The sequence below is a fragment of the Parabacteroides sp. ASF519 genome (assembly GCF_000364265.2).
GTDB classification, from domain to species: Bacteria; Bacteroidota; Bacteroidia; order Bacteroidales; family Tannerellaceae; genus Parabacteroides; species Parabacteroides goldsteinii.
Genome location: NZ_AQFV02000006.1, coordinates 2,868,082 through 2,890,047, shown reverse-complemented (window position 1 = coordinate 2,890,047; position 21,966 = coordinate 2,868,082). Strand labels below are relative to the sequence as shown.

18 protein-coding genes are annotated in these 21,966 nt (G+C 45.3%); 9 read left to right on the top strand and 9 right to left on the bottom strand.

What is annotated here, in order from left to right:
• Positions 1-69: 69 nt before the first annotated feature.
• The 4 genes from C825_RS11355 to C825_RS11340 form a co-directional block, all read right to left on the bottom strand.
• Positions 70-1,716: a diphosphate--fructose-6-phosphate 1-phosphotransferase gene (locus C825_RS11355; RefSeq protein ID WP_007658653.1), complete on the bottom strand. Its 1,647-nt coding sequence runs from the start codon at positions 1,714-1,716 to the stop codon at positions 70-72.
• Positions 1,717-1,820: 104 nt separating this feature from the next.
• Entirely contained in the window at positions 1,821-2,471 is a 651-nt protein-coding gene (locus tag C825_RS11350) for a DUF1349 domain-containing protein (RefSeq protein ID WP_010802543.1), read from the bottom strand.
• A gap of 124 nt (positions 2,472-2,595) precedes the next feature.
• A complete protein-coding gene (locus C825_RS11345) occupies positions 2,596-2,814 on the bottom strand; it encodes a hypothetical protein (protein WP_010802542.1) in 219 nt (72 codons plus the stop codon).
• Positions 2,780-3,352, bottom strand: coding sequence for an SWIM zinc finger family protein (locus tag C825_RS11340; protein WP_044214745.1), 573 nt, complete (start codon positions 3,350-3,352; stop codon positions 2,780-2,782). Before C825_RS11340 ends, C825_RS11345 begins: the two co-directional genes overlap by 35 nt.
• Positions 3,353-3,688: 336 nt before the next feature.
• Here C825_RS11340 and C825_RS11335 point away from each other — a divergent pair, with 336 nt between their 5' ends.
• From C825_RS11335 to C825_RS11320, 4 genes are all read left to right on the top strand, one after another.
• Entirely contained in the window at positions 3,689-4,294 is a 606-nt protein-coding gene (locus C825_RS11335; RefSeq protein ID WP_010802540.1) for an HU family DNA-binding protein, read from the top strand.
• A 91-nt stretch (positions 4,295-4,385) separates the two neighbouring features.
• Complete coding sequence (locus C825_RS11330; RefSeq protein WP_007658665.1) at positions 4,386-4,619, top strand: DUF3791 domain-containing protein; 234 nt, start codon at positions 4,386-4,388, stop codon at positions 4,617-4,619.
• Positions 4,616-5,104: a DUF3990 domain-containing protein gene (locus C825_RS11325; RefSeq protein WP_007658667.1), complete on the top strand. Its 489-nt coding sequence runs from the start codon at positions 4,616-4,618 to the stop codon at positions 5,102-5,104. The genes C825_RS11330 and C825_RS11325 overlap by 4 nt, the downstream gene beginning before the upstream one ends.
• A complete protein-coding gene (locus C825_RS11320; protein WP_007658669.1) occupies positions 5,101-5,319 on the top strand; it encodes a hypothetical protein in 219 nt (72 codons plus the stop codon). Before C825_RS11325 ends, C825_RS11320 begins: the two co-directional genes overlap by 4 nt.
• A 148-nt stretch (positions 5,320-5,467) precedes the next feature.
• On the opposite strand, the gene C825_RS11315 is transcribed toward C825_RS11320, so the two are convergent.
• From C825_RS11315 to C825_RS11295, 5 genes are all read right to left on the bottom strand, one after another.
• Positions 5,468-7,792 (bottom strand): GH92 family glycosyl hydrolase, encoded by a 2,325-nt coding sequence (locus C825_RS11315; protein WP_010802539.1) that lies wholly within the window; start codon positions 7,790-7,792, stop codon positions 5,468-5,470.
• Between the two features lie 143 nt (positions 7,793-7,935).
• Positions 7,936-10,224 carry a GH92 family glycosyl hydrolase gene (locus C825_RS11310; RefSeq protein WP_010802538.1) on the bottom strand — a complete coding sequence of 763 codons (2,289 nt, stop codon included), beginning with the start codon at positions 10,222-10,224 and terminating at the stop codon, positions 7,936-7,938.
• A 17-nt stretch (positions 10,225-10,241) separates the two neighbouring features.
• Positions 10,242-12,578 (bottom strand): GH92 family glycosyl hydrolase, encoded by a 2,337-nt coding sequence (locus C825_RS11305; protein ID WP_010802537.1) that lies wholly within the window; start codon positions 12,576-12,578, stop codon positions 10,242-10,244.
• A gap of 17 nt (positions 12,579-12,595) precedes the next feature.
• Positions 12,596-13,720, bottom strand: coding sequence for a basic secretory protein-like protein (locus C825_RS11300; RefSeq protein WP_010802536.1), 1,125 nt, complete (start codon positions 13,718-13,720; stop codon positions 12,596-12,598).
• 329 nt (positions 13,721-14,049) lie between these two features.
• Complete coding sequence (locus C825_RS11295) at positions 14,050-18,102, bottom strand: hybrid sensor histidine kinase/response regulator transcription factor (RefSeq protein WP_010802535.1); 4,053 nt, start codon at positions 18,100-18,102, stop codon at positions 14,050-14,052.
• 219 nt (positions 18,103-18,321) lie between these two features.
• On the opposite strand from C825_RS11295, the gene C825_RS11290 reads away from it, so the two are divergent.
• From C825_RS11290 to C825_RS11270, 5 genes are all read left to right on the top strand, one after another.
• Positions 18,322-19,434: a TlpA disulfide reductase family protein gene (locus C825_RS11290; RefSeq protein ID WP_010802534.1), complete on the top strand. Its 1,113-nt coding sequence runs from the start codon at positions 18,322-18,324 to the stop codon at positions 19,432-19,434.
• 11 nt (positions 19,435-19,445) lie between these two features.
• On the top strand, positions 19,446-19,889 hold the full coding sequence (locus tag C825_RS11285) for an OsmC family protein (protein WP_007658683.1): 444 nt from the start codon (positions 19,446-19,448) through the stop codon (positions 19,887-19,889).
• 124 nt (positions 19,890-20,013) lie between these two features.
• A complete protein-coding gene (locus C825_RS11280; protein WP_007658684.1) occupies positions 20,014-20,706 on the top strand; it encodes an iron-sulfur cluster assembly scaffold protein in 693 nt (230 codons plus the stop codon).
• Positions 20,699-20,890, top strand: a complete 192-nt coding sequence (locus tag C825_RS11275; RefSeq protein ID WP_010802533.1) for a hypothetical protein — start codon at positions 20,699-20,701, stop codon at positions 20,888-20,890. The genes C825_RS11280 and C825_RS11275 overlap by 8 nt, the downstream gene beginning before the upstream one ends.
• A gap of 7 nt (positions 20,891-20,897) precedes the next feature.
• Complete coding sequence (locus tag C825_RS11270; protein WP_010802532.1) at positions 20,898-21,899, top strand: GGGtGRT protein; 1,002 nt, start codon at positions 20,898-20,900, stop codon at positions 21,897-21,899.
• The last annotated feature ends 67 nt before the right edge of the window (positions 21,900-21,966 follow it).

Here is a 21,966-nt window from a genome sequence, read left to right as displayed (position 1 = left end):
ACTACCGTAAAAAAATAGAGGTAAAGCCTAAGCCTTACCTCTATTATATAAAGATATGATCTCTCTATCTTATTTTGCCTGTTCCAACTGCAATGTCTTAGTCGGTTCGTCGCAAACTTCTGTCGGACCGAAGTACTGGATCGGACCCGGATAAACGTAGCTGGTAGTCAATGCCCATTCGTCGCGGTTAGCAGCGAATTTCTTGAAAGGAGCACCATCCAGTTTAACCAACGCTTTCTGGATAACCGGCTTCATTTCGCCATGACGTTTTTCCATGTTCATCATCATTGTTACAGGAATACCACCGGCAATCCACTTTTCAGCAGGAGCAGTCGTATTACGTACAGATGACATATAACCGGTCTTACCTGCTGCGATCAGGCAAGAAGCAGTGTAACCTAATGAATAGCAATAGTCTGCATCGTAGTTAGACGGAGCAGCGCAACGTCCTTCATAACCGAAGAAGTGGTGCAATGCAGAGAATTTACCGTTGTATTTACCGGCTTTCTTCCATTCGTCCAATTTCTTGCCAACCATTTCAGACAGCAATTTTTCTGTTTCGATCAGAGAAACCTGAACGTTTCCGTGCGGGTCGCGGTCCAAAGACAACTGACGGGCAACGCCTTCCGGAAGAGAAGCATACAGGTCAGAGTTTTCTTTAGTCAGCTTGCTGATGATATAAGCACGCTGTTCGCTCTTCTTGATCATCTTGAATTCAGCATCGTGTTTAGCCAGGAAGTCGTTCAGTTCGGCGATCAGACGTTTCATAGCCGGAACGAATTCGATCAGACCTTCAGGGATCAGTACGGTACCGAAGTTTTGACCGTTTTCTGCACGTTTTGCAACGATTTCAGCAACATAAGTCACGATATCGTCCAAAGACATATTTTTAGCTTCCACTTCTTCTGAAACGATAGCGATGTTCGGCTGAGTCTGCAAAGCACATTCCAGTGCGATGTGAGATGCTGAACGGCCCATCAGTTTGATGAAGTGCCAGTATTTCTGAGCTGAGTTACAGTCACGTTGAATGTTACCGATAACTTCCGAGTAAACTTTACAAGCCGTATCGAAACCGAAAGATGTTTCAATCTGTTCGTTCTTCAGGTCACCGTCGATAGTCTTCGGACAACCGATAACCTGTACACCAGCGTTGATAGCTTTGTAATATTCAGCCAGTACGCAAGCATTTGTATTAGAGTCGTCACCACCGATAATAACAAGTGCCTTGATGTCCAGTTCTTTCAGGATTTCCAGACCCTTGTCGAACTGTTCTTTTGTTTCCAGTTTAGTACGACCTGAACCGATCATATCGAAACCGCCTGTATTACGATATTCGTCGATAATATCAGCAGTCAGTTCCATATATTTGTGATCGATCAGACCACCGGGACCCAGGATAAAGCCATACAGGCGGGAATCCTTGTTTGTAGCCTTCACACCGTCAAAGATACCGGCAATCACATTATGACCACCAGGAGCCTGACCACCGGAAAGGATTACACCTACATTGATAGCAGGCATTTCTTTCTTTTCGTTGCTCTTTTCAAAAGTAACGATCGGCATTCCGTACGTGTTAGGGAATAATTTTTTGATGTCTTCCTGATCGGCTACTGATTCTGTGTATTCACCATCTACGGCTTTTACAGCACCTTTCAATGCAGCGGGTACCTTAGGTTGGTAAGCTGCTCTTGCAATTTGTAATGCGCTCTTTGTCATTTCTTAATCTGATTTATATAGATATTATCTGATTCTTATCTAAAGCGGTGCAAATATAGAAATATTTCTCCAATCATGAAAGATAAGAATAACCGATTAGATCTTTATTCCGCATTTTTCTTCAGCCACTCGAGTCTGCGCATATCGGGCAGGTGCTTTACTTCAAAGTGTTCAAACTTCGCATTGAAGCCGTTCCCGTCGGGGCTGGCAGCCATAAAACCGACCTTCACCGGAATATTATCCTGCAACCAGGCGTTACGCATCATCGTGTATGTTTTATCGTCGAACGAATAGAATATTTCTACCGCATCCAGGCGTCTGACTGCTTTGATCCAGATATACGGGACAGGCTTATCCAACGAGATCACACTCCAGTCGCTCGTTTTATGGGTAACGACAGTGCTCAGATTGAATTTACCGTCTACAAATTCGATACCCGCCTTGATATAATTCTCATGGTCGATACGGAGCATCAGTCCGGCCTGGTCGAAACGTGCTTTATACTCGCCTGTCACCTTCACTTTTACTTCAAACTCGCCGCCATAAGTGGCATAATAAAAAGGAGCGTCATCGACCGTAAACCCATAATGGGAGATACGCCAGTAATCGCTTTGCGGAGTGACAAACATGGATAATGCCTTATCATTTATCTCCCACTTTGCCGGTTCATTGAACCATTGCATCTTTTCCAACGTCTGTGCAGACGTCATTTGTATCGACAGGAAAGCCAGTGCTCCCAAAATCATTTTCTTCATTATTTTCTTCAATTATAAATTGGTCGGATTATATAAGTCAGTCCTTATTATTGCCTGCTCTAGCTATTTAAGACCACTTGATAAATGTCTCATGCAAAGATATTGAGATTTATTGAAAAACCGCCTAGAAATCTTTCAATATCCCCATCATAGCTGTTCTCCGTTTATACGCCTGACGGAAAACATCCACAAGGAGGCGGACTTCCAGCTCTCCTCCTTTCAGCTTCAGCATTTCTTTCAGTGCTTTTGCCACGTATTCATAATGCGATCGGTCTGTATTCTTTTCGGCATAAACCTGAACATGTGAACTAAAACGCTCCAACAAATCTTCCGGTTCTCCCATATCCACTGCCGGACGGTGAGGATAGAAAACACCTTTCCACTTCCTGACAATAATCCGTATCAAGGCTCTCTGTATTCCGATCAGGAATAAATTGTTGTTTCAAAGCATTCCTGAAATCAACATGATGAACAGCGTATTCCGATAAAAACGACATTAATTGCTTCTTGTCTGCGATAGCAAGTATCTCGTCGATTTCAGCTTTGACTGTCTCAGAAGAAAAGCCACTGTTCTTACTCTCCGTCTCTTCTGCCTGGATAAAATATTTTTCCGTCTTTTTCCTTTCTCTGATCGTTAACAATGTGGCAACCACATGCTTACACATATCTCCTTCATAAGGACAATCACAGATATAATCCATGACCTTATCATCTTCAAGGGTTACTTCCACTGTATAATCCTCAGTACCCAGAACAGTTGCAACCCATTCCTCGGGAGAATCTTCTTCCAGATTTCTCATTGCTCCCTGCCTATAATAAGATATACCGCGCTCCCATATCTGAGGAAGCGCATAATTTTCAAAATTCGATAGTGTTATCATGATGCTCGTTTTGCAAGAATACAAAAGTACATGATTCCAGGAAGAAACGGTAATGTTCACGTGCAAAAGATAAAATTATCACCGGAATAGTTTCATTTATCCCTTATATTACTTGCTTTTACCTCGGAGATGTATTATCTTTGGAAGGCAGGTAAGTTGTTGCCGACGCAGTCGGCAAAATAAATGACAGTGTCGGCAAAGTTTTCGACAGTGTCAACAATATTGCCGACAACGTCGACAACAACTTACATAAGCAGAAAAGTAAGATTCGGACGCACCTTGTCAAAGATACATCCGAGGTAATAATAATTATACCAGTATTAAAATTAAACTACCATGGGAAGAATTAAATTCGGAGTATACAAGGCACCAAACACCAGCGGCAAGGAGCAACAGTCTTGTGCCCGCCTTATATCCAAAGGCACGATGCGGATGGAAGATATTTGCGAATACCTCTCGGATTCGTGTTCGCTAACTTCGGCCGATGTGAAAGGGGCGATAGAGGCGCTGACCACCTATATCGGACGGAACTTATCGAACGGCTATTGTGTGGAACTGGAGGGATTAGGGCACTTCTCCCCTGCCCTCAAGACGTTACAGAAAACGGATGAGAAGGGCAAAACCGTCTTCTTTGCCAGGGCGGACGGAGTAAACTTCCGCTGCGCCAAACGATTGAGGGAACTGGTCAACAAGGACCGCCCACTGAAAATAAAAAGAGAGAATGTCACCTCTAATGAACTGACGGACAGGAAAAATAAGATGCTTAAATTCCTGCAAAACAATCCGTATATCAATCTGACGGATTATGCAGGAATAAACCATTGCAGCCGCTACCGGGCAACTGAAGACATGAAACTGTTTGTAAAAGACGGCATAGTGATCAAGATGGGATACAGGACGCACAGGGTTTATTCGCTGCCACCCAAAGAAGAGGAAGAATAATAAGAGTATCCAGACTACGTGTGAGCATTGGGAAACTTCCGAAAAAAAGATATATCTTTGTACTTGATGTAACTTAAAAACAGCAAGGAAGATGAAAAATACAGATTCGGAGCTTAAAAACAAGATAGAATACATTATCGCCGTAATAAGCGAGTTTGCCGCAGCCCATTCGCTCAATACATCGCAGGCTTATCGCTATCTGGAAAGGTTTAAAGGCATTGACTTTGTAAACCGTTTCTACAATGTGGAACATACGCTTTCGTTTGAAGACGTAGTAGAAGACCTTACGGCCTATTGCCACAGGAAAGGAGGGGCGTTGGTATGATACTATATCACGGTTCTAATATTAATATAACAGAAATAGACCTTGGGATATCTAAGGTGGGAAAAGACTTCGGTTGCGGTTTTTACCTTTCGGCGGACAAAGCGCAGGCTCTGGAATTGGCCGAAAGAAAGACCGAGCAGTTAGGAGTAGGTACCCCAACACTAAATACATATAGATTTGATGAGAGTTGCCTTCAGAACTCCAGCTTATCAGTACTGGAGTTTCAGGAATATAGCAAGGAATGGGCTGAGTTTGTATTGATGAACCGCCGTAACCGTACACGTGTGTCATCGCACTGTTATGATATTGTAATCGGTCCCATAGCCAATGATGCGGTGGGTTATCAGATACGCCGCTTTACTTCCGGACTGATAGATATGAATAAATTCCTGGACGAACTGAAATATATGAAAGGTGTGACCATACAGTATTTCTTCGGCACGGAGAGAGCTATTAAGTATCTGACAAAAACAAATACATTATGACCAAAGAGACATTTATGATAGAGGAGATTTCTAAGGAAATCGTCTGGCTGCTGATACAAGAACACCAGATGGATATGGATGAGGCACTCCGCGCACTCTATACTTCAGATACATACGCACGGCTTATCAACCTTAACACGGGACTCTACAGCCAAAGTACGGCTTATGTATATGAGTATCTTGAAAGAGAATTGGCTACAGGAAAAGTAGCCTGATTACCATCTCTTTCCCGTATAGGAAGGAAGGTCATAATAAAGAGGCGTGTGGTATTCCCATATCACACGCCCCAGTCCCTCACCTAAAGGGGAAAAAACTCTCTCATCGTTAATTGAAATAATATGTGTATATTGAAAAACCATCTGCTTAGTTGTCGGCAGGCTTTTGGTAAAGCATTGTCTTACCGGGCAATGACAGGGAAGCCGGACAGGCATCTGCCGACACTGCACGTTTGAAGGCTGGCTTGTCACTCATCACAAAATGCAGGGATATACCGGATTTCACGTCATCGTATGTCAGGTAAGATTTGTTGTATTTCTTGCCGTTTACATACATTTCTTTAATGTAGACATTCTCCTTCGACCAGTTCTCGGTCGTCATCTTTATCTCTTTACCGTTGCTCATCGTGATAGATAACGCCTCGACACAAGGGGAACCTACATTATATATATTACTGGAAGGAGCGACAGGATAGAAACCGGCACAGTTGAACATGTACCAGGCCGACATCTGTCCGCAGTCGTCATTACCACTCAACGAACCGGGTTCGTTGCCGTAAAAACGATCTACAATCTCACGTATCCATTTCTGGCATTTCCACGGCTTGCCCAGGTAATTATACAGATAAGCGACATGATGGCAAGGCTCGTTGCCGTGCCAGTACCCCCCGATACGTCCCTGGATATCGTGGGCGCCCGGAATATCGTCCGGCAACTCGACAGTAAAGAGTTCGTCCAGCCGTTTCTCGAACAGTTTCTTTCCCGCCAGGTTGATATATCCCTGTACGTCGTGCGGAACGGTCCAGGTATACTGCATCGTAAAGCCCTCGGTGATATCTCCCCAGCCATTTACCGAACCCGGTCCCTGGTAAGCGATCGGGGCAAACGGGGTGCGCCAGTTTCCCTGGCTGTCTCGACCACGCATGTATTTGGTTTCCGGATCAATCAAGGTCTGGTAAGAGAGGGAACGGTTCAGGAAATAGGTATAATCGTCCGTCTTTCCCAAAGTCTGGGCAGCACGGGCAATGCAATAATCGTCGTAGGCATACTCCAAAGTTTTGGAAACCGACTCGGCTTCTTTGTCGAAGGGAACGTAACCGTTACGATCGTAATCCGGCAGACAATCGTAATGCTTATTCATTGCGGTTGTCTTCATGGCTGCGTATGCCCGTTCGTAATCAAATCCTTTGACACCTTTAACGATCATATCGGCCAGGACGGATACGGCATGGTAACCGATCATACACCAGGTTTCGTTGCCATAGAACGACCAGATCGGAAGCATTCGCTCCGTGCTCTTATCGTAATGGGCAAGCATGGAATTGGCGATATCGGCGTTCACGTCCTGATGCACCAGGTTAAACCAGGGATGCAGGGCGCGATAGGTGTCCCACAAAGAGAAAGTAGTATAATTCGTAAAGCCTTTGGCCTGTTCGATATTCTTGTCCAAGCCTCTGAAACGACCGTCGGCATCCTGGAAGATGAACGGATGCAAAGCGGCATGATAAGCAGACGTATAAAAGGTCTCTTTTGTCTTCCGGTCGGCTGTCACGCGGTACTTTTCCAGTTCCTGTTCCCATAAGTCGATACCTTTTTCTTTCAGGCCGTCGAAGGTCATGCCGTCCAGTTCCTGCATATTCAGTTGTGCCCCGGCTGTACTGACTGCCGATACGGAAGTTTTTACAATCACTTCTTCCCCCTCTTCCGTAGCAAAGAAAAGGCAAGCCATCAGGTTCTTTCCCCAGGCTTCGTTCGTGCTTCTGAAACGGGAAGTGTTGTAAATGACCGGCTTCTTATCCTGCATGATGCGGAAATCTTTCAGCTTTTTGGAGAAGACGGTGGTGAAATAGACATGGCGTTCCGGTCCCCACCCTTTCACCAACTTATAGCCGGTCAAGGTCGAATCGTTCTCCATACGGAGATTCGACCATTCACAGGATTGCCATAAGGTATGATTCAGGTCGATCATAATGAAAGACTTATCCGATTTGGGATAGGTGAAGCGGAACATTCCACTACGCAGTCCGGCCGTCATTTCGGCTTTGACACCATAATCCTGCAACAGGACGGCATAGTAATTGGGAGAAGTCCACTCCTGGTCATGGGTATAGCGTGAACGGTAACCTTCATCGGGATTTTCGCGGGTTCCCGGATCGAGTTTCATTTCGCCGGTACCGGGGATAAACAGGAAATCACCCAGGTCGGGGATGCCTGTTCCGCTCAGGTGCGTCAGACTGAATCCGAGGATGGAAGTATGGTTGTATTTATAACCGGCTGCCGCATCGTAGTATTTGGAGTCTGTATCCGGACTGATCTGGATACCACCGAACGGGATTTGTGCACCGGGATAGACATTCCCGTATCCGTCTGTTCCGACCAGGGGTCTGACGTAGTCGGTCAGTTTCTCGTTTTGGGCCATGCCTGTCAGGGCAAAACAAGACATGGCTAATAATGTATAAACTCGTAGTTTCATATTTTATCAGATATGAGCTATCTTGTCCCCGTGCTTGACACGGGGCCGCAGAAGAACAGGCAGTATCAAAAGATACATATAGGATACGGTTTGTGCTTTTGCGATCCCGTGTCGAGCACGGGAACGGGATAGTTCAAATATTTCTAGTTTTTTATCTCTTTAGAGAATGAATAAGGTGCATCCTTTTCCTCTGTGCCACGGGTTTTGTTGGGGGTGGCGGACATGGTGCAGTTGATCGTCATGCCACGCAACAGGTCTTCATGTGTCAGGTAGTTGCGGGTGTAATTCTTGCCGTTTACCTTCATGGTCGAGATGTAACGGTTCGCTGCATCATTGTTATTGGCATTGATCACTACCTTCTTGCCGTTTTCCAGATTCAGCGTCACGCTTTTGAATAATGGAGAGCCTAGGATATACTGGTCAGTTCCCGGGCAGACCGGATAGAAGCCGAGTGCAGAGAACACATACCAGGCAGAAGTCTGTCCGTTATCCTCGTCACCGCAATAGCCGTCGGGAGTGGCGAAGTACAGCTTGTCCATCACTTCGCGTACCCAATACTGCGCTTTCCAGGGTTCACCGGAGTAGTTATAGAGATAGATCATATGCTGAATCGGTTGGTTACCGTGAGCATAATTACCCATATTCATGATCTGCATCTCACGTATCTCATGGATGACACCACCATAATAACTGTCATCGAACAAAGGCGGCACATTGAATACGGAATCCATCATTGCGTTGAAACCGGACTTTCCTCCCATCAGGTCGATCAATCCCTGCGGGTCATGGAAGACAGACCAGGTATAATGCCAGCTATTTCCTTCCGTAAAGGCATCCCCCCATTTCAGCGGGTTGAACGGAGACTGGAATGTACCGTCTTCATTACGACCACGCATCAGCTTGGTTTCCTTATCGAACAGGTTCTTATAATTCATGGCATGTTTGGCAAAGACTGCTATTTCCGATTCCGATTTACCCAATGCTTTTCCCAGTTTATAGATGGCCCAGTCATCGTAAGCATATTCTAATGTACGGGCGGCACTTTCGTTGATCTTCAGATCATAAGGCACGTACCCCAACTTATTATAATAGTCGTAACCCAGACGGCCGGTCGATTTCACCTTCGGATGAACATTGTTCGCTCCGTGTACGACAGCCTCCCAAAGGGTTTCTATATCGTAACCGCGCAAACCTTTCAGATAAGCATCGGCAACAACCGAAGCCGAATTATTCCCTACCATACAGCCACGATGGCCGGGGCTCGCCCATTCCGGCAGGAATCCGCTTTCCTTATACGTATTCACCAAACCTTCCTGCATCTTCACATTCATCGACGGATACACCAGGTTCAGGAACGGGAACAGGCAACGGAAAGTATCCCAGAAACCGGTATCGGTAAACATATAACCCGGCAATACTTCCCCGTTGTACGGACTATAGTGCACGATATTCCCATTGGCATCCACTTCGTAGAAGCTACGCGGGAAAAGGACGGAACGATACAGGCAGGAATAGAAAGTACGCAGTTTGTCTACATTATCGTCATTCACCCGGATACGTCCCAACACTTCGTTCCACGTCTTACGACCGGCATCCGCTATTTCATCAAAAGACCGTCCGCCCAACTCTTTCAGATTCAACTCAGCCTGTTCGGGACTGATAAAAGAAGAAGCGACACGGGCATGCACAACTTCCCCGCGACGAGTTGAGAAACCGATGATGGCACCGGTATGGTTTTCCTGTGCTTCCGTTTCACCCTTGCGGATTTCGCTGTCACCGACCGTTGCCTTATAAGTAAAAGGCTTATCGAACACGACAACAAAGTAGTTCTTGAAATTCTCGGGAACACCTCCGCTGTTACGGGTGGTATAACCGATGATCTTATTTTCTTCGGGAATAATCTTGATATAAGAGCCACGGTCGAAAGCATCGACAATCACATACGACTTATCCGTTTCGGGAAAAGTAAAACGGAACATGGCGGCACGTTCTGTCGGCGTGATTTCCGTTACCACATCATGATCGGCCAGGTAAACACGGTAATAATTCGGTTTGGCCACTTCCGCCTTATGGGAAAACCAGCTGGCACGCTTATCCTGATCGAACACCACCTTACCGGTTATCGGCATGATGGCAAACTGACCGTAATCGTTTATCCAGGGACTGGGCTGGTGTGTCTGCTTGAAACCCCGTATCTTGTCGGCATCATAGGTATAGGCCCAGCCGTCTCCCATCTTTCCGGTTTGAGGCATCCAGAAATTCATACCCCACGGCATTGCAATCGCCGGATAGGTATTTCCTGTGGACAAGGATATTTTCGACTGGGAGCCGACCAGGGGATTCACGTAATCCACCAGTTCGGTCTTATCCGCAGCCTTCATCGTGAAAAGACTGCTGCAAAAGGCAATAGCCAGAATAAATAACTTCTTCATGGAATATAGAATAATGATTAGTTAGCAGATAACGAATAGGGTTTGTCGTCCCCGGTAAATACACGCTTCTTATTCGGTGAAGAGGTCATTTCAAAAGTCAGCTCTCCCCCATTCATAATATCTTGTTGCGTGATATAGGCTTTTGTATACGGTTTGCCGTTCAGACGGACAGATTTGACATAGCGGTTCTTGTCGCTGACCTTATCCGCCCTGACTTCAAAAGTCTTCCCGTTTTCAAGCGATACCTTCATATAAGGCAGGTAGGGAGCACCCAACACATATTGGTCGGTTCCCGGACAAACGGGATAGAATCCCATAGCCGACAGGATATACCAGGCCGACATCTGGCCGCAATCGTCGTTACCGCACAGGCCGTCGATATTATTTCGGTACATCTTGTTCATGATTTCACGTTGCCAGTATTGGGTTTTCCAGGGTTGGGTAGTCCAGACATACAGGAACGGGATATGGTGGCTCGGTTCGTTGCCATGCACATAGCCGCCTAAAAGTCCTTCTTTGGTAACATCTTCCGTTTCGGCAAAGAACTCGTCCGGCAGATGCATCGTGAACAGCGAGTCGAGTTTGGACACGAAAGACTTGTCGCCTCCCATCAATTGAATCATATTGTTTACGTCCTGAGGGACATAGAAAGAATAGTTCAGGGCATTTCCTTCGATAAACCCTTCACCATGCGTACTCAACAGACTGAAGTTTTCTTTCCAGCGTCCGTCCGAATAACGGGGACGGGCGTAACCGATACTTGTGTCGAACACATTGATATAGTTGGCCGCCCGTTTTTTATATTGGTTTGCCACCCGGTCGTTTCCTGCCAGACGGGCGGTATTATAAATCGTCCAGTCATCGTAAGCATATTCCAGCGTTAAGGAACCGGCACTTCCGTTATGATCGAGTGCAACATATCCTTTTTCCATATATTCCTTCGTTCCGTCATAATAAGGAATGGTAGAACTGCTGACCATCGCTTGCAGGACTTCCTCCTTATCCAGTGGTAATCCTTTTGCCACGGCATCCGCCAGTACGGATACGGAATGATAACCGATCATACACCAGTTTTCATTTGCCATATGGCTCCATACCGGTAACGCTTTATGTACGCTTTGTTCGCAGTGTTTCAGCATGGAGCGGGCAATATCGGTATTTACCTGGCGGTTAATGATATTGAATAACGGATGCAAGGCACGGTAAGTATCCCAGACAGAGAAGACCGTATAGTTTGTAAAATCGTCGGCCTTGTGAATATTTCCGTCCAAACCACGGTACTGCCCGTCGACATCGGTATAGACACACGGATTAATCATGGTATGATACAAAGAGGTATAAAGCATAGACAGTTGGTCGTTGTTACCTTTTGCCTCTATACAGGAAAGTTCCTTGTTCCAGGTATCCGAAGCCTTTGCCGCCAATTGGTCAAAGCTGTAACCGGATGCTTCCGCACGAAGATTCTTCAGGGCACCGTCGGTACTCACACCGGAAAGGGCTACCTTGACTTCCAATTCTTTGGAGGTTGCCGGATCGAAATCGAAATAGGCTACGATCTTCCGTCCGCCGATATCCGGGAAATTCTCTTTCATATTGAATTTGCCGTAACCACCACGGTAATTCACTTTCGCCTTTTCCTCGCAACCATAATGAATGACAGGTTTGGAGAAAGACATCGCAAAATAGGTGTAATTGGTCCGTGCCCATCCGTTTGTTATGCGATAACCGGTAACCAACGTATCATTCTCTACGCGGATATTCGTCCACAGGACTTTCCCGTCGTAATTGTAAATACCATGAATCATATCAAGAATAATACGCTGGTTTCCGCCATCGCCGGAAAAAGTATATTTATGAACTCCCACCCGTTTGGTGGTCGTCAGTTGCGCTTTTACGCCATAATCGGACAACATGACTTCGTAATAGCCGGGACGGGATATCTCCGTGTCGTGCGAGAAACGGGAACGGTAACCGCCGTCCGGATCGGTCGCTGTTCCGGGATTCAGTTTCAGGCAGCCGGTGGCCGGCATGATCAGTATGTCCCCCAGGTCGGAATGACCGGTTCCGCTGAAATGCGTATGACTGAAACCGACGATACTGCTGTCCTTATGCTGGTATCCGGCACAATATTCATAGGAACGGGGTTGATACTTGCCATCGACATTATGCGGGATCGTGTCGGTATCCGGACTTAGCTGCACCAGTCCGAACGGCACGCAAGCACCCGGAAACGTATGCCCCATCCCGTTTGTTCCGATGATCGGATTGACAAAGGATACTTTCTCCTGTGCCCACAGCGTTCCACCTGCCAGCGCAGCAGACAGAAATAAGGCTAAACATCTTACAGATTTCATAGGTATGTAGTATTTATTTATTCTTTTGTCAGAAACGCCTGGTATTCATTCCACATGCTTTCAATACCGGATTCTTCGCCGAAAATACACTTGATCGCCTTGTCGAAACTCCACACATCCAGATCGCGGACGGTCAAATGGAATTTACGTATGGCATCCGGGTCTTTTGTTTTCAACCACTGGATAAAGAAACCGGTCGTACGGTAACCATCCATCCAGTTACCACCCGGCTTACGGGTACTCATATCGAAAAACCCGGACTCTGCCCGCACGGCATCCGCCATTCCTTCTATACAGGCCCAAAATTCTTTATTCGTCGAGTATGAACCAATCCCTTTCGGTTCGAACTGGTACGCATGGACCAGCTCATGATATAAGACACCGCGTGTTTCAAAGTCGAGCTTGTAAAGCGATTCGTTCGCCGACTTCTCGATATGGCGGGTACTGTATTCGATATAAATAGCCGGAGGATTCCCGGATTTGGCAGAAACGCCATCATAATCCTTCAATGTATAATGAATGGTCTGAACATCATTCATAGTATCTTTTGCCGTATAGAAAAGGATTTCCGCCACTTTGCGGGCATGATATTTCAGGTAGGTATCCGGATCTTGTACAAGATCTGCATAGATCGCTGCACCTTTTGTTTCCGGAGCCAGTACTTCAAAGTCTACTGCGGGATATCTGAAATCTTCCCAGTCCGTAACCAGGTTCTTTTCGGAAAACAAGACATCGCCGATCACCAGCGTATCACTGCCTGCCGTTTCGGCTTCCAGCATATATTGTTTATAATTGGAAGGATTGGTTATCGGACAAAGGATTTCCTGGTAACGTGAACAGAAGCGCTGGTCATTCCGTTCGTCTACCACCACCCAGTTCTTTCCGTCGTAGGAGCCTTTCAGTACCCAGCTTGCCGGGTCATGTACAGGTGATTCGCCTGATGAATAGATTTTATAACTTTGGATAGGAATACTGTATTGAGGATCAAAAACAATCCGATTCAGTTTCCGGGTTCCTGTATAACAAGTTGTCGGGTCCCCATCCGACAATTCAGGTACATTCACCGAAATATTTTCCCGACATGCTGAAAGCAAAAAACTACCAACTACAATTACAAATATATTAATGCAACACAACTTCATAAAATTAAAACAATAAAGTATTCACTATCCAAAGTATAAAACAACTCCCTGATACACTCCCGCCTCAAATGCCAATCAAGCGAAGTGTTTCTATTCATTGCTCAAATCATTCTGTATTCATATTAAAAAGCATTATCGGGTTTCACAAATCTGAATGCAATATTACCGGATTGTTCTTTTCCCGCATTACTACTGGAATACCAAAAGAGTGTCACAATATGCACCCGGCACATTATGACACTCTTTTGGCAAATCAGAACACTCACGGGATAATGGTTGAAATCAGTACTTTCCACCGGAAGTTTTACATATTCCTGGCGGAATCGCTTTTATCTCCCCGGAAGTTTTACTTTTTGCTTATTGCGGTACTCGGTAGGCGTCTGATTATATTTGGCAGCAAATTCCCGGTAGAAATAAGACCTGTTCGAAATGCCGACTTTATAGATAATTTCCTGTACGCTCAGATTAGTCGTCACCAATAACTGCGCAGCATAATTAAACCGGTAATCCTTGATAAAATCGGAAGGAGTGAGCGGAGATATCTTCTTGAAACGGCGGTAAAGCGACCGGGTATTCATGCCCATCTTTTCGGCTATCAGCTCCAGACGCAGGGTTTCCTTATCGAGATTTTCCCGGATAATGGCAGTTACGGCATCCATAAATTCTTTATCTTCCTGATGAATCAGCTGTCCGCCGGATTGTTCGTAGGCGCTCTCCGGTGAATAGTAATAATCTTTCAGTTCTTTTTTACTCGTCATCAGCCGGTTGACTACGGAGCGGAGCACCACCGCAGAAAACGGCTTGGTCAGGTAGGCATCTGCCCCCAGGTCGAGCCCTTCCGCCTGGTCGTGTTCCGATATTCTGGCAGAAACGACTATCAACGGAATATGGCGGGTAAACTTATCCGATTTCACACGGCTGATCAATTCCATCCCGTCGATCTCCGGCATCATAATATCCGTAATAATCAGGGCCGGCGTTTGTTTTTCCATCAAACGGATCGCCTCTTCCACACCGTAAGCCTCCACTATCGTATAAGCCTCAGATAAAGATTCCTTAATCAACCAGACAATATCCTTATGATCGTCCACCACCAGGACACAGGGTTTATTCTCCGGAGAGACAATTCCCGGCAATCCGGTTTCATCGATGGGAGACGAAAGGACAGGCACCGTTTCCGGTTCCTCATTTTCCGGTTCGGCTTCCTCCTCCTCGGCTTCCAGGTGTGGCAAGCGGACAATAAATTCGGCAAACCGGCCTTCTTCACTTTTCACCTCTATCGTGCCATGCAGAGATTGTACGATACTATGACAGATAAACAATCCCAGTCCGTTCCTCGACGTTGTTTGCGTATAATTGTTTCCCTCCAGGTCGCCCAATATACGGTAACGGTCAAAAATAGTCTTCAGGTCTGTTTCGGATATTCCTTTGCCCGAATTATAGACACGGATTATCAAGGACTCATTTTCCGTAGTAGCCGAAATACGTATTTCTCCGGCTTCATCCGAGTATTTAAAAGCGTTGGAAATCAGATTGACCAATATCTTCTTTAATCCGGTAGGGTCTGTATTCCAGTAAAGCTGATCCGGAAGAGACAACACGAATTTTATCCCATTCTGCTCGGCTATAGGGGTAAATGACTCGTATTGCCTGCGGATAATATCCGGAACAGAGATGCGCCTGATACTGAAATAATTCAGCCCGGCCTCTTCTATCTTACGGAAATCCAGGATTTCCTGAATCAGTTCATTCAGGCTCGCTACGTTATCCCTCAATATGCGGATATACCTTTTCAGTTTGTTGTCGGAAGTATTTTCGGCATAGGTTTGAATATAGTCCCCTACTCCGTTGATTAAAGTCAGCGGGGTACAAAGTTCGTGGGTGATATTGGCAAAGAAGTTCAGTTTGGCTTCGTACAGCTTTTCTTTCTGTTCTTCATGGATTTTACGGGCCACCTGTTGTTGTTTTTCAGCGATACGCCGGTTGATCCAATAAACCAGCACGCCTGCAAAGAGGATGGCCAGAAAAATATAGACCGCTATCGCCCAGGTACTGAGATACCAGGGAGGAAGTATTTTCAACGGTAAAAGATATTCCCGCGCATTGGAATCGTAAACATCGTTTTTATAACGGACTTTCAGGGTATAGTTTCCGTAAGGCAGCTTAGTAAACGATATTTCATTGCTCTTTTGTAATTCCGTCCAGGCCGTATTATAATCTTGCAACAGATAAGAATACTCATAATTGTCACCATGAATATAGTCGGTGGCAACAAATGAAATGGTAAAAGTCGAAACGTCCGGAGGAATTGTTACAGGGCCGGGATTCGCATCCGCATAATCGTAAAGACTGATAGTTTCGTCTCCCATCTTCAACTCAAAGAAATGCAGGTCGGGACTATAGCTTTCCTGCCGGTCGTTTTGCGGGTCGATCCATACCAGCCCATCGACGCCCCCGAAAAACAGACGTCCGGTATAAGGGCATTTCCAGTAAGCGTCGTCGGAAAACTCCGTAACCATCAGTTCCTGGCTCCCATAATTATGGAAAAAGTTATTATGCGGGTTATATTTGGTTAGTCCCTTATTGGAGCTCAACCAGATACATTTATCTTTATCCTCCAATATGCCATGAATCATATCGTTGCTGATGCCGTCACTCCTGTCGTACTGCCAAAATTCACACGTCCCCGCCTGATCGCATTTCATCCGCGTCATACCGGAACTGGCTCCCAGGTAAAAGGTCGAATCGCTGCTATAACACAGACTAAGGACATCACCGATCGCCTGGTTAGCCGAATTGTTCATCGACATAAAATCATACTGCCTCGTGAGCAGGTCGAAACGTGCCATCCCATATCCTCCGCGGCTTCCCAGATACAGGGTGGATTTTCCGTCATAATACATAGAATAAAATTCGTTACATATCTTTCCGTCCTTTTCCAGCAGGTAAGACTGAAGATACTTAACCGTCAGACCAGATTTATCCCGTTCCAGAACAACCTCGATCAACCCGTCGCCCGTCGTTGCCATCCAAAGCGTCGAATCGTTTATCTCACAGATAGAATGAACATATCTTATCCGGGTATCTATCTTGCTGGGAAGCGTATGGACTTTCTCATCCTCATAAGAATAATAAGAAAGGCCGGGGCCGTCTGTACCAATCCACACCAGGGGATGATACAGGCTTTTGAAAAAGCAATAGACCCGGTTGTTAGACAGGCCGTCTGCCGTTGTATAACGGGCGATCCGGTCTAGCGGGATCTCCCCTTTTGCATAGGAATCATACTCTTTTATACGAACAAAGCCATCCCCTTTCGTTCCGAACCATAGTGTCTTATCTTCATCCGTATAAACGGAACGAACCGGATTGAGCATTACAAAAGGTAAATCTTCCAACGCCAATCCGTCAAAACGTTCATATTTATCGTACAACATTCTGAGTCCCTGTCCATCCGTACCAATCCAGAGTATTTGTTGTTTCTTGTCTTTAAACATACTAAAGACACCGATATTCAGATCGATAGCTTCTTCCGGTTTATCAGGATCAAGCAACAGGCCGTTCCTGAACACCAGATACAGTTTCGACTGAAAAGAGACTACACGGGCTACCTTACCATATTTTTCCATCCATCCGGAAAGATCAGACAAGTATGTTTCTTTGTTCTCCTCCGTCCGGTACCGGTACAGTTTATTATCGGCATCGACATAATAAAGAACGCCCTCTTCATAAAAAGCCTGTTCTATCGGTTTATCATGTATCTTGTTTTCCTTTGTCTTTATCGTAAAAGGCAGTTTCGAATAATCCGGAATGAGTTGCTTCAAAACCCCGTCTGACGAGAGAAGATAAAAACATCCTTGCTCGCCTGCAAATAACAGCCTTGCTGTTTCCGGTGTTATGTCCCGCGTATAAATGTCCTGAAAGGAAGCTGTACGGGAAGTATGGCAGGATATAAAATTCTTCCGGCTGACAACCAGGGTATTTTCTAAAGAATCCGTTGCTATAAGAAGACATTCAGGATATTCAGGATATGATTCGGTCACTTTACGGTCTTTCAGCGAAAACCGGTTCAGTCCCATCGAAGTAGACACCCAGAGATACCCGGGACCACCGTCTGAAATTTTATTGATAATGTTACTGCAAAGGGTATTCTTATTATCCGGTTCAAAACGATAGACATAGGTATTTCTCCCGTTGAACAGGTTCAGGCCATCGTAAGTTCCGATCCACATATAACCGCGATCATCCTGATATATATCGATAATTGCATTATTCGACAGGTCGATATTTGCTTTATGCAGCGAAACCGACGCCTCCCCGCCAGGTAAAGCACAAAGCAAAAACAAGCAGAGTATCATCAATTTCATACATAAAAGCCGTAGCATTGTCCGTTTGTTATTATTGGTCCGAATCATAGTATTAATATTTGTAGAATAATCTCCCGATAACTGCCGGTAACCCCCGGTATATCGATCAGGCAACAAATATAATCCATCTTTTCGGTAATATTAGAACTTTTTAAGCCTAAAGAAATAAACTATAATTAATAAAGCGATAACTTCGCGAATCACAAGGTGATGACATCGTTTTAACACATATAATATATGAAAAAGTATCTTCCATTGGCTGCCTCCGCCCTGCTTCTTGCAGCTTGCAGCGAAAAACCGGGTTACGAAATAACCGGTACAGTTTCAAACGCCGATCTGAACGGAAACTACGTATATCTTTATGAATACGGAAAACCGGACGTTTTACCTTTCGACAGTGCGCTGGTAGAAAACAATGCATTCAAATTCAAAGGTACCCAGAATGAATCGCAAATTACGATCATTCAGTTTTCGCCCGACGTTGTCAAGACTGAACGCGGTATGGCAACTCCGTTCAAGACAACGTTTACACTTGAAAACGGCAAACTCACTATCAACCTGGATACCTTGTCAATCGTAACCGGTACCCCGGCCAACGATGCAGAAAAAGCAATGAAAGATAGTCTCAAGCCTTTCATTGACGAAATGGGAAAACTCGGGGATGAGATCCGTTCCGAAGACAAAGCAATTGCGGCTGCGGCTGAAAAGAAATATGATGAAATCAGCGACAAAATAACCAAAGCCGTATGCAATTATATTTTGGCTCATATGGACCAGAAAATGTCTGCCAAATATTTATACGAAAACCGTTACAACCTGAGTGAAGAGCAGCAGAACGAAATACTGTCGAAAGCCGACTCAACCTTTAAGGCACAGCCGAATATCGACAAAATGATCAGCCACCTGGAAGTTCTGAAAAACGTAGCCGTCGGCAAAAAGTTTACTGATTTCGAAATGGCTGATCCGAAAGGCGAAGTACATCAATTGTCTGAGTTCGTCGGTAACGGTAAAGTTGTCCTTATCGACTTCTGGGCTTCCTGGTGTCCTCCTTGCCGCAAAGAAATGCCGCATCTGGTCGAATTATATAAACAATATAAGAATAAAGGATTCGAAATCGTCGGTATCTCTTTGGACAGCAAACCCGAAGCCTGGGCAAAAGGCGTAAAAGACCTGAATATTATCTGGACACAGCTTTCCGACCTGAAAGGATGGCAGAATGCCGGTGCTGCTTTATATGGTGTCAACAGCATTCCTCATACCGTACTGGTCGATAAAGACGGCACGATCATCGCCAAGAATATCCATGGTGAAGAGATAGATGCCAAACTACAGGAAGCACTTAAAAAATAAAAGAGAACGATATGTCTGCCCAAATCACTCTCGACTGGAAAAAGGATTCGACCTTTGAAACCCAGATGGATGGTCATACGGTGACAATCGATACCAGCAAAGAAGACGGCGGCACCGGTTCCGGTGTCCGCCCGAAAGCCTTGATGCTGGTCGCCCTGGCCGGATGCAGCGGGGTCAATGTGATCTCTCTATTCAAGAAGATGCGAATCGGTTTTGAAAAACTATCTATCGACGTCAAAGCAGAAACAACCGATACCGTGCCGATGCTTTATTCAGCATTCTTCATCACTTTCCACGTAACCGGTAAGGCAGAGGAAAGTGCCCGGATTGAAAAAGCAATCCGATTGTCGCAAGAGTACTGCGGTGTTTCGGCAATGATGAAAAAGATAGGACCTGTCACTCACCGCATCTTGCTGAATGGCTCCGAACTGAATATTCAGCCAACCGATAAATAACGAACTTAGCGTCTTGCATGGCTGGATTAAAAATTTTATCTTTGTGCGGTTTTTAAAGAAAGCGATATTACATAGAAATTAGCATAAAGTTTTATTATCACTTTAATATAATAAATTAGCGATTATGATTTATTCACATGAAGTTCAACACATGTGTGTTGTAAAGAAGGGAGCCAACCATCCTTGTGCTCCGATTCCTGAAGAAGGAAAATGGGTTAGATCTACTCAGATCACTGACATCTCAGGTTTGACTCATGGTGTGGGTTGGTGTGCTCCTCAGCAAGGTGCATGTAAACTGACACTGAACGTAAAGGAAGGAATCATTCAGGAAGCGCTGGTAGAAACTATCGGTTGTTCTGGTATGACTCACTCTGCTGCGATGGCATCAGAAATCCTTCCGGGCAAAACACTTCTGGAAGCATTGAACACTGACCTTGTTTGCGACGCTATCAACACAGCTATGCGCGAATTATTCCTGCAGATTGTTTACGGACGTACACAGTCTGCTTTCTCTGAAGGCGGTCTGCCTGTCGGAGCCGGTCTGGAAGACTTAGGTAAAGGTCTGCGTAGCCAGGTTGGTACCATGTTCGGTACATTAGCCAAAGGTACCCGTTACCTGGAAATGGCTGAAGGTTACTGTACTCGTATGGCATTGGATGCTGACGATCAGGTAATCGGATATGAATTCATCCACCTGGGTAAATTCATGGAAATGGTAAAGAAAGGCATCGATGCTAACGAAGCTCTGGAAAAAGCTAAAGGTTCTTACGGTCGTTTCAAAGAAGCTGTAAAATATATCGATCCTCGTAATGAATAAGAAAACACTGACACGCGCCCTGACCGGGCTGATCATTCTGACTGTTATCGCGACGGTAATCACCTACTTCGTCATGAAGCCGGACCGTCCTTGGATGGCATTCTATATGGCCTGTTGCGGCGGTGTGCTTGTTTTCAACTTTCTAATATCTTTATTCCTGGTAAATAAGAATTTAAAAAAGTAAAAATAATATGGCTTTATTTGAAAGTTATGACCGTCGTATTGATACTATCAACGCGGTTTTAAAAGAATATGGTATCAACGGTATCGAAGATGCAAAAGCTATCTGCGACGCTAAAGGTATCGATCCTTATACAATGTGTAAGGAAACTCAACCTATCTGTTTCGAAAATGCATGTTGGGCTTACGTTGTAGGTGCTGCCATCGCTATCAAGAAAGGTTGCACAAGCGCTGCTGACGCTGCCGAAGCTATCGGTATCGGTCTGCAGGCATTCTGTATCAAAGGTTCTGTTGCTGACGACCGTAAAGTAGGTATCGGCCACGGTAATCTGGGTGCACGTCTGCTTCGCGAAGAAACAAAATGTTTCGCTTTTTTAGCTGGTCACGAATCTTTTGCTGCTGCTGAAGGTGCTATCAAGATCGCTGAAATGGCAAACAAAGTACGTAAAGAACCGCTTCGCGTTATCCTGAACGGTCTGGGTAAAGATGCTGCTATGATCATTTCTCGTATCAACGGCTTTACTTATGTTCAGACTCAGTTCGACTATGCTACAGGTGCTTTGAACGTGATCAAAGAAACTCCGTATTCTACAGGTCTCCGCTCAAAAGTAAAATGCTACGGTTGCGACGACGTTCGTGAAGGTGTTGCTGTAATGCGTGCAGAAGGTGTTGACGTATCTATCACAGGTAACTCAACTAACCCGACTCGTTTCCAGCACCCGGTAGCTGGTACATACAAGAAAGAATGTATGGAAAACGGTCACAACTATTTCTCTGTTGCTTCAGGTGGTGGTACAGGCCGTACTCTGCACCCGGATAATATGGCTGCCGGTCCTGCTTCTTATGGCATGACAGACACTATGGGCCGTATGCACGGTGACGCTCAGTTCGCTGGTTCTTCATCTGTTCCTGCTCACGTAGAAATGATGGGATTCCTGGGTATGGGTAACAACCCGATGGTAGGTGCTACTGTTGCTGTAGCTGTTGCTATCGAGGAAGCTATGAAGAAGTAATTAGATTATTACTGATATATAAACTCCTGTAATCGTTATGGTTGCAGGAGTTTTTTGTTTATGGGAA

Coding starts and splice junctions, on each gene's coding strand:
- C825_RS11355 (WP_007658653.1), bottom strand. CDS start 1,716: ATGACAAAGAGCGCATTACAAATTGCAAGAGCAGCTTACCAACCTAAG.
- C825_RS11350 (WP_010802543.1), bottom strand. CDS start 2,471: ATGAAGAAAATGATTTTGGGAGCACTGGCTTTCCTGTCGATACAAATG.
- C825_RS11345 (WP_010802542.1), bottom strand. CDS start 2,814: ATGGGAGAACCGGAAGATTTGTTGGAGCGTTTTAGTTCACATGTTCAG.
- C825_RS11340 (WP_044214745.1), bottom strand. CDS start 3,352: ATGATAACACTATCGAATTTTGAAAATTATGCGCTTCCTCAGATATGG.
- C825_RS11335 (WP_010802540.1), top strand. CDS start 3,689: ATGGGAAGAATTAAATTCGGAGTATACAAGGCACCAAACACCAGCGGC.
- C825_RS11330 (WP_007658665.1), top strand. CDS start 4,386: ATGAAAAATACAGATTCGGAGCTTAAAAACAAGATAGAATACATTATC.
- C825_RS11325 (WP_007658667.1), top strand. CDS start 4,616: ATGATACTATATCACGGTTCTAATATTAATATAACAGAAATAGACCTT.
- C825_RS11320 (WP_007658669.1), top strand. CDS start 5,101: ATGACCAAAGAGACATTTATGATAGAGGAGATTTCTAAGGAAATCGTC.
- C825_RS11315 (WP_010802539.1), bottom strand. CDS start 7,792: ATGAAACTACGAGTTTATACATTATTAGCCATGTCTTGTTTTGCCCTG.
- C825_RS11310 (WP_010802538.1), bottom strand. CDS start 10,224: ATGAAGAAGTTATTTATTCTGGCTATTGCCTTTTGCAGCAGTCTTTTC.
- C825_RS11305 (WP_010802537.1), bottom strand. CDS start 12,578: ATGAAATCTGTAAGATGTTTAGCCTTATTTCTGTCTGCTGCGCTGGCA.
- C825_RS11300 (WP_010802536.1), bottom strand. CDS start 13,720: ATGAAGTTGTGTTGCATTAATATATTTGTAATTGTAGTTGGTAGTTTT.
- C825_RS11295 (WP_010802535.1), bottom strand. CDS start 18,102: ATGCTACGGCTTTTATGTATGAAATTGATGATACTCTGCTTGTTTTTG.
- C825_RS11290 (WP_010802534.1), top strand. CDS start 18,322: ATGAAAAAGTATCTTCCATTGGCTGCCTCCGCCCTGCTTCTTGCAGCT.
- C825_RS11285 (WP_007658683.1), top strand. CDS start 19,446: ATGTCTGCCCAAATCACTCTCGACTGGAAAAAGGATTCGACCTTTGAA.
- C825_RS11280 (WP_007658684.1), top strand. CDS start 20,014: ATGATTTATTCACATGAAGTTCAACACATGTGTGTTGTAAAGAAGGGA.
- C825_RS11275 (WP_010802533.1), top strand. CDS start 20,699: ATGAATAAGAAAACACTGACACGCGCCCTGACCGGGCTGATCATTCTG.
- C825_RS11270 (WP_010802532.1), top strand. CDS start 20,898: ATGGCTTTATTTGAAAGTTATGACCGTCGTATTGATACTATCAACGCG.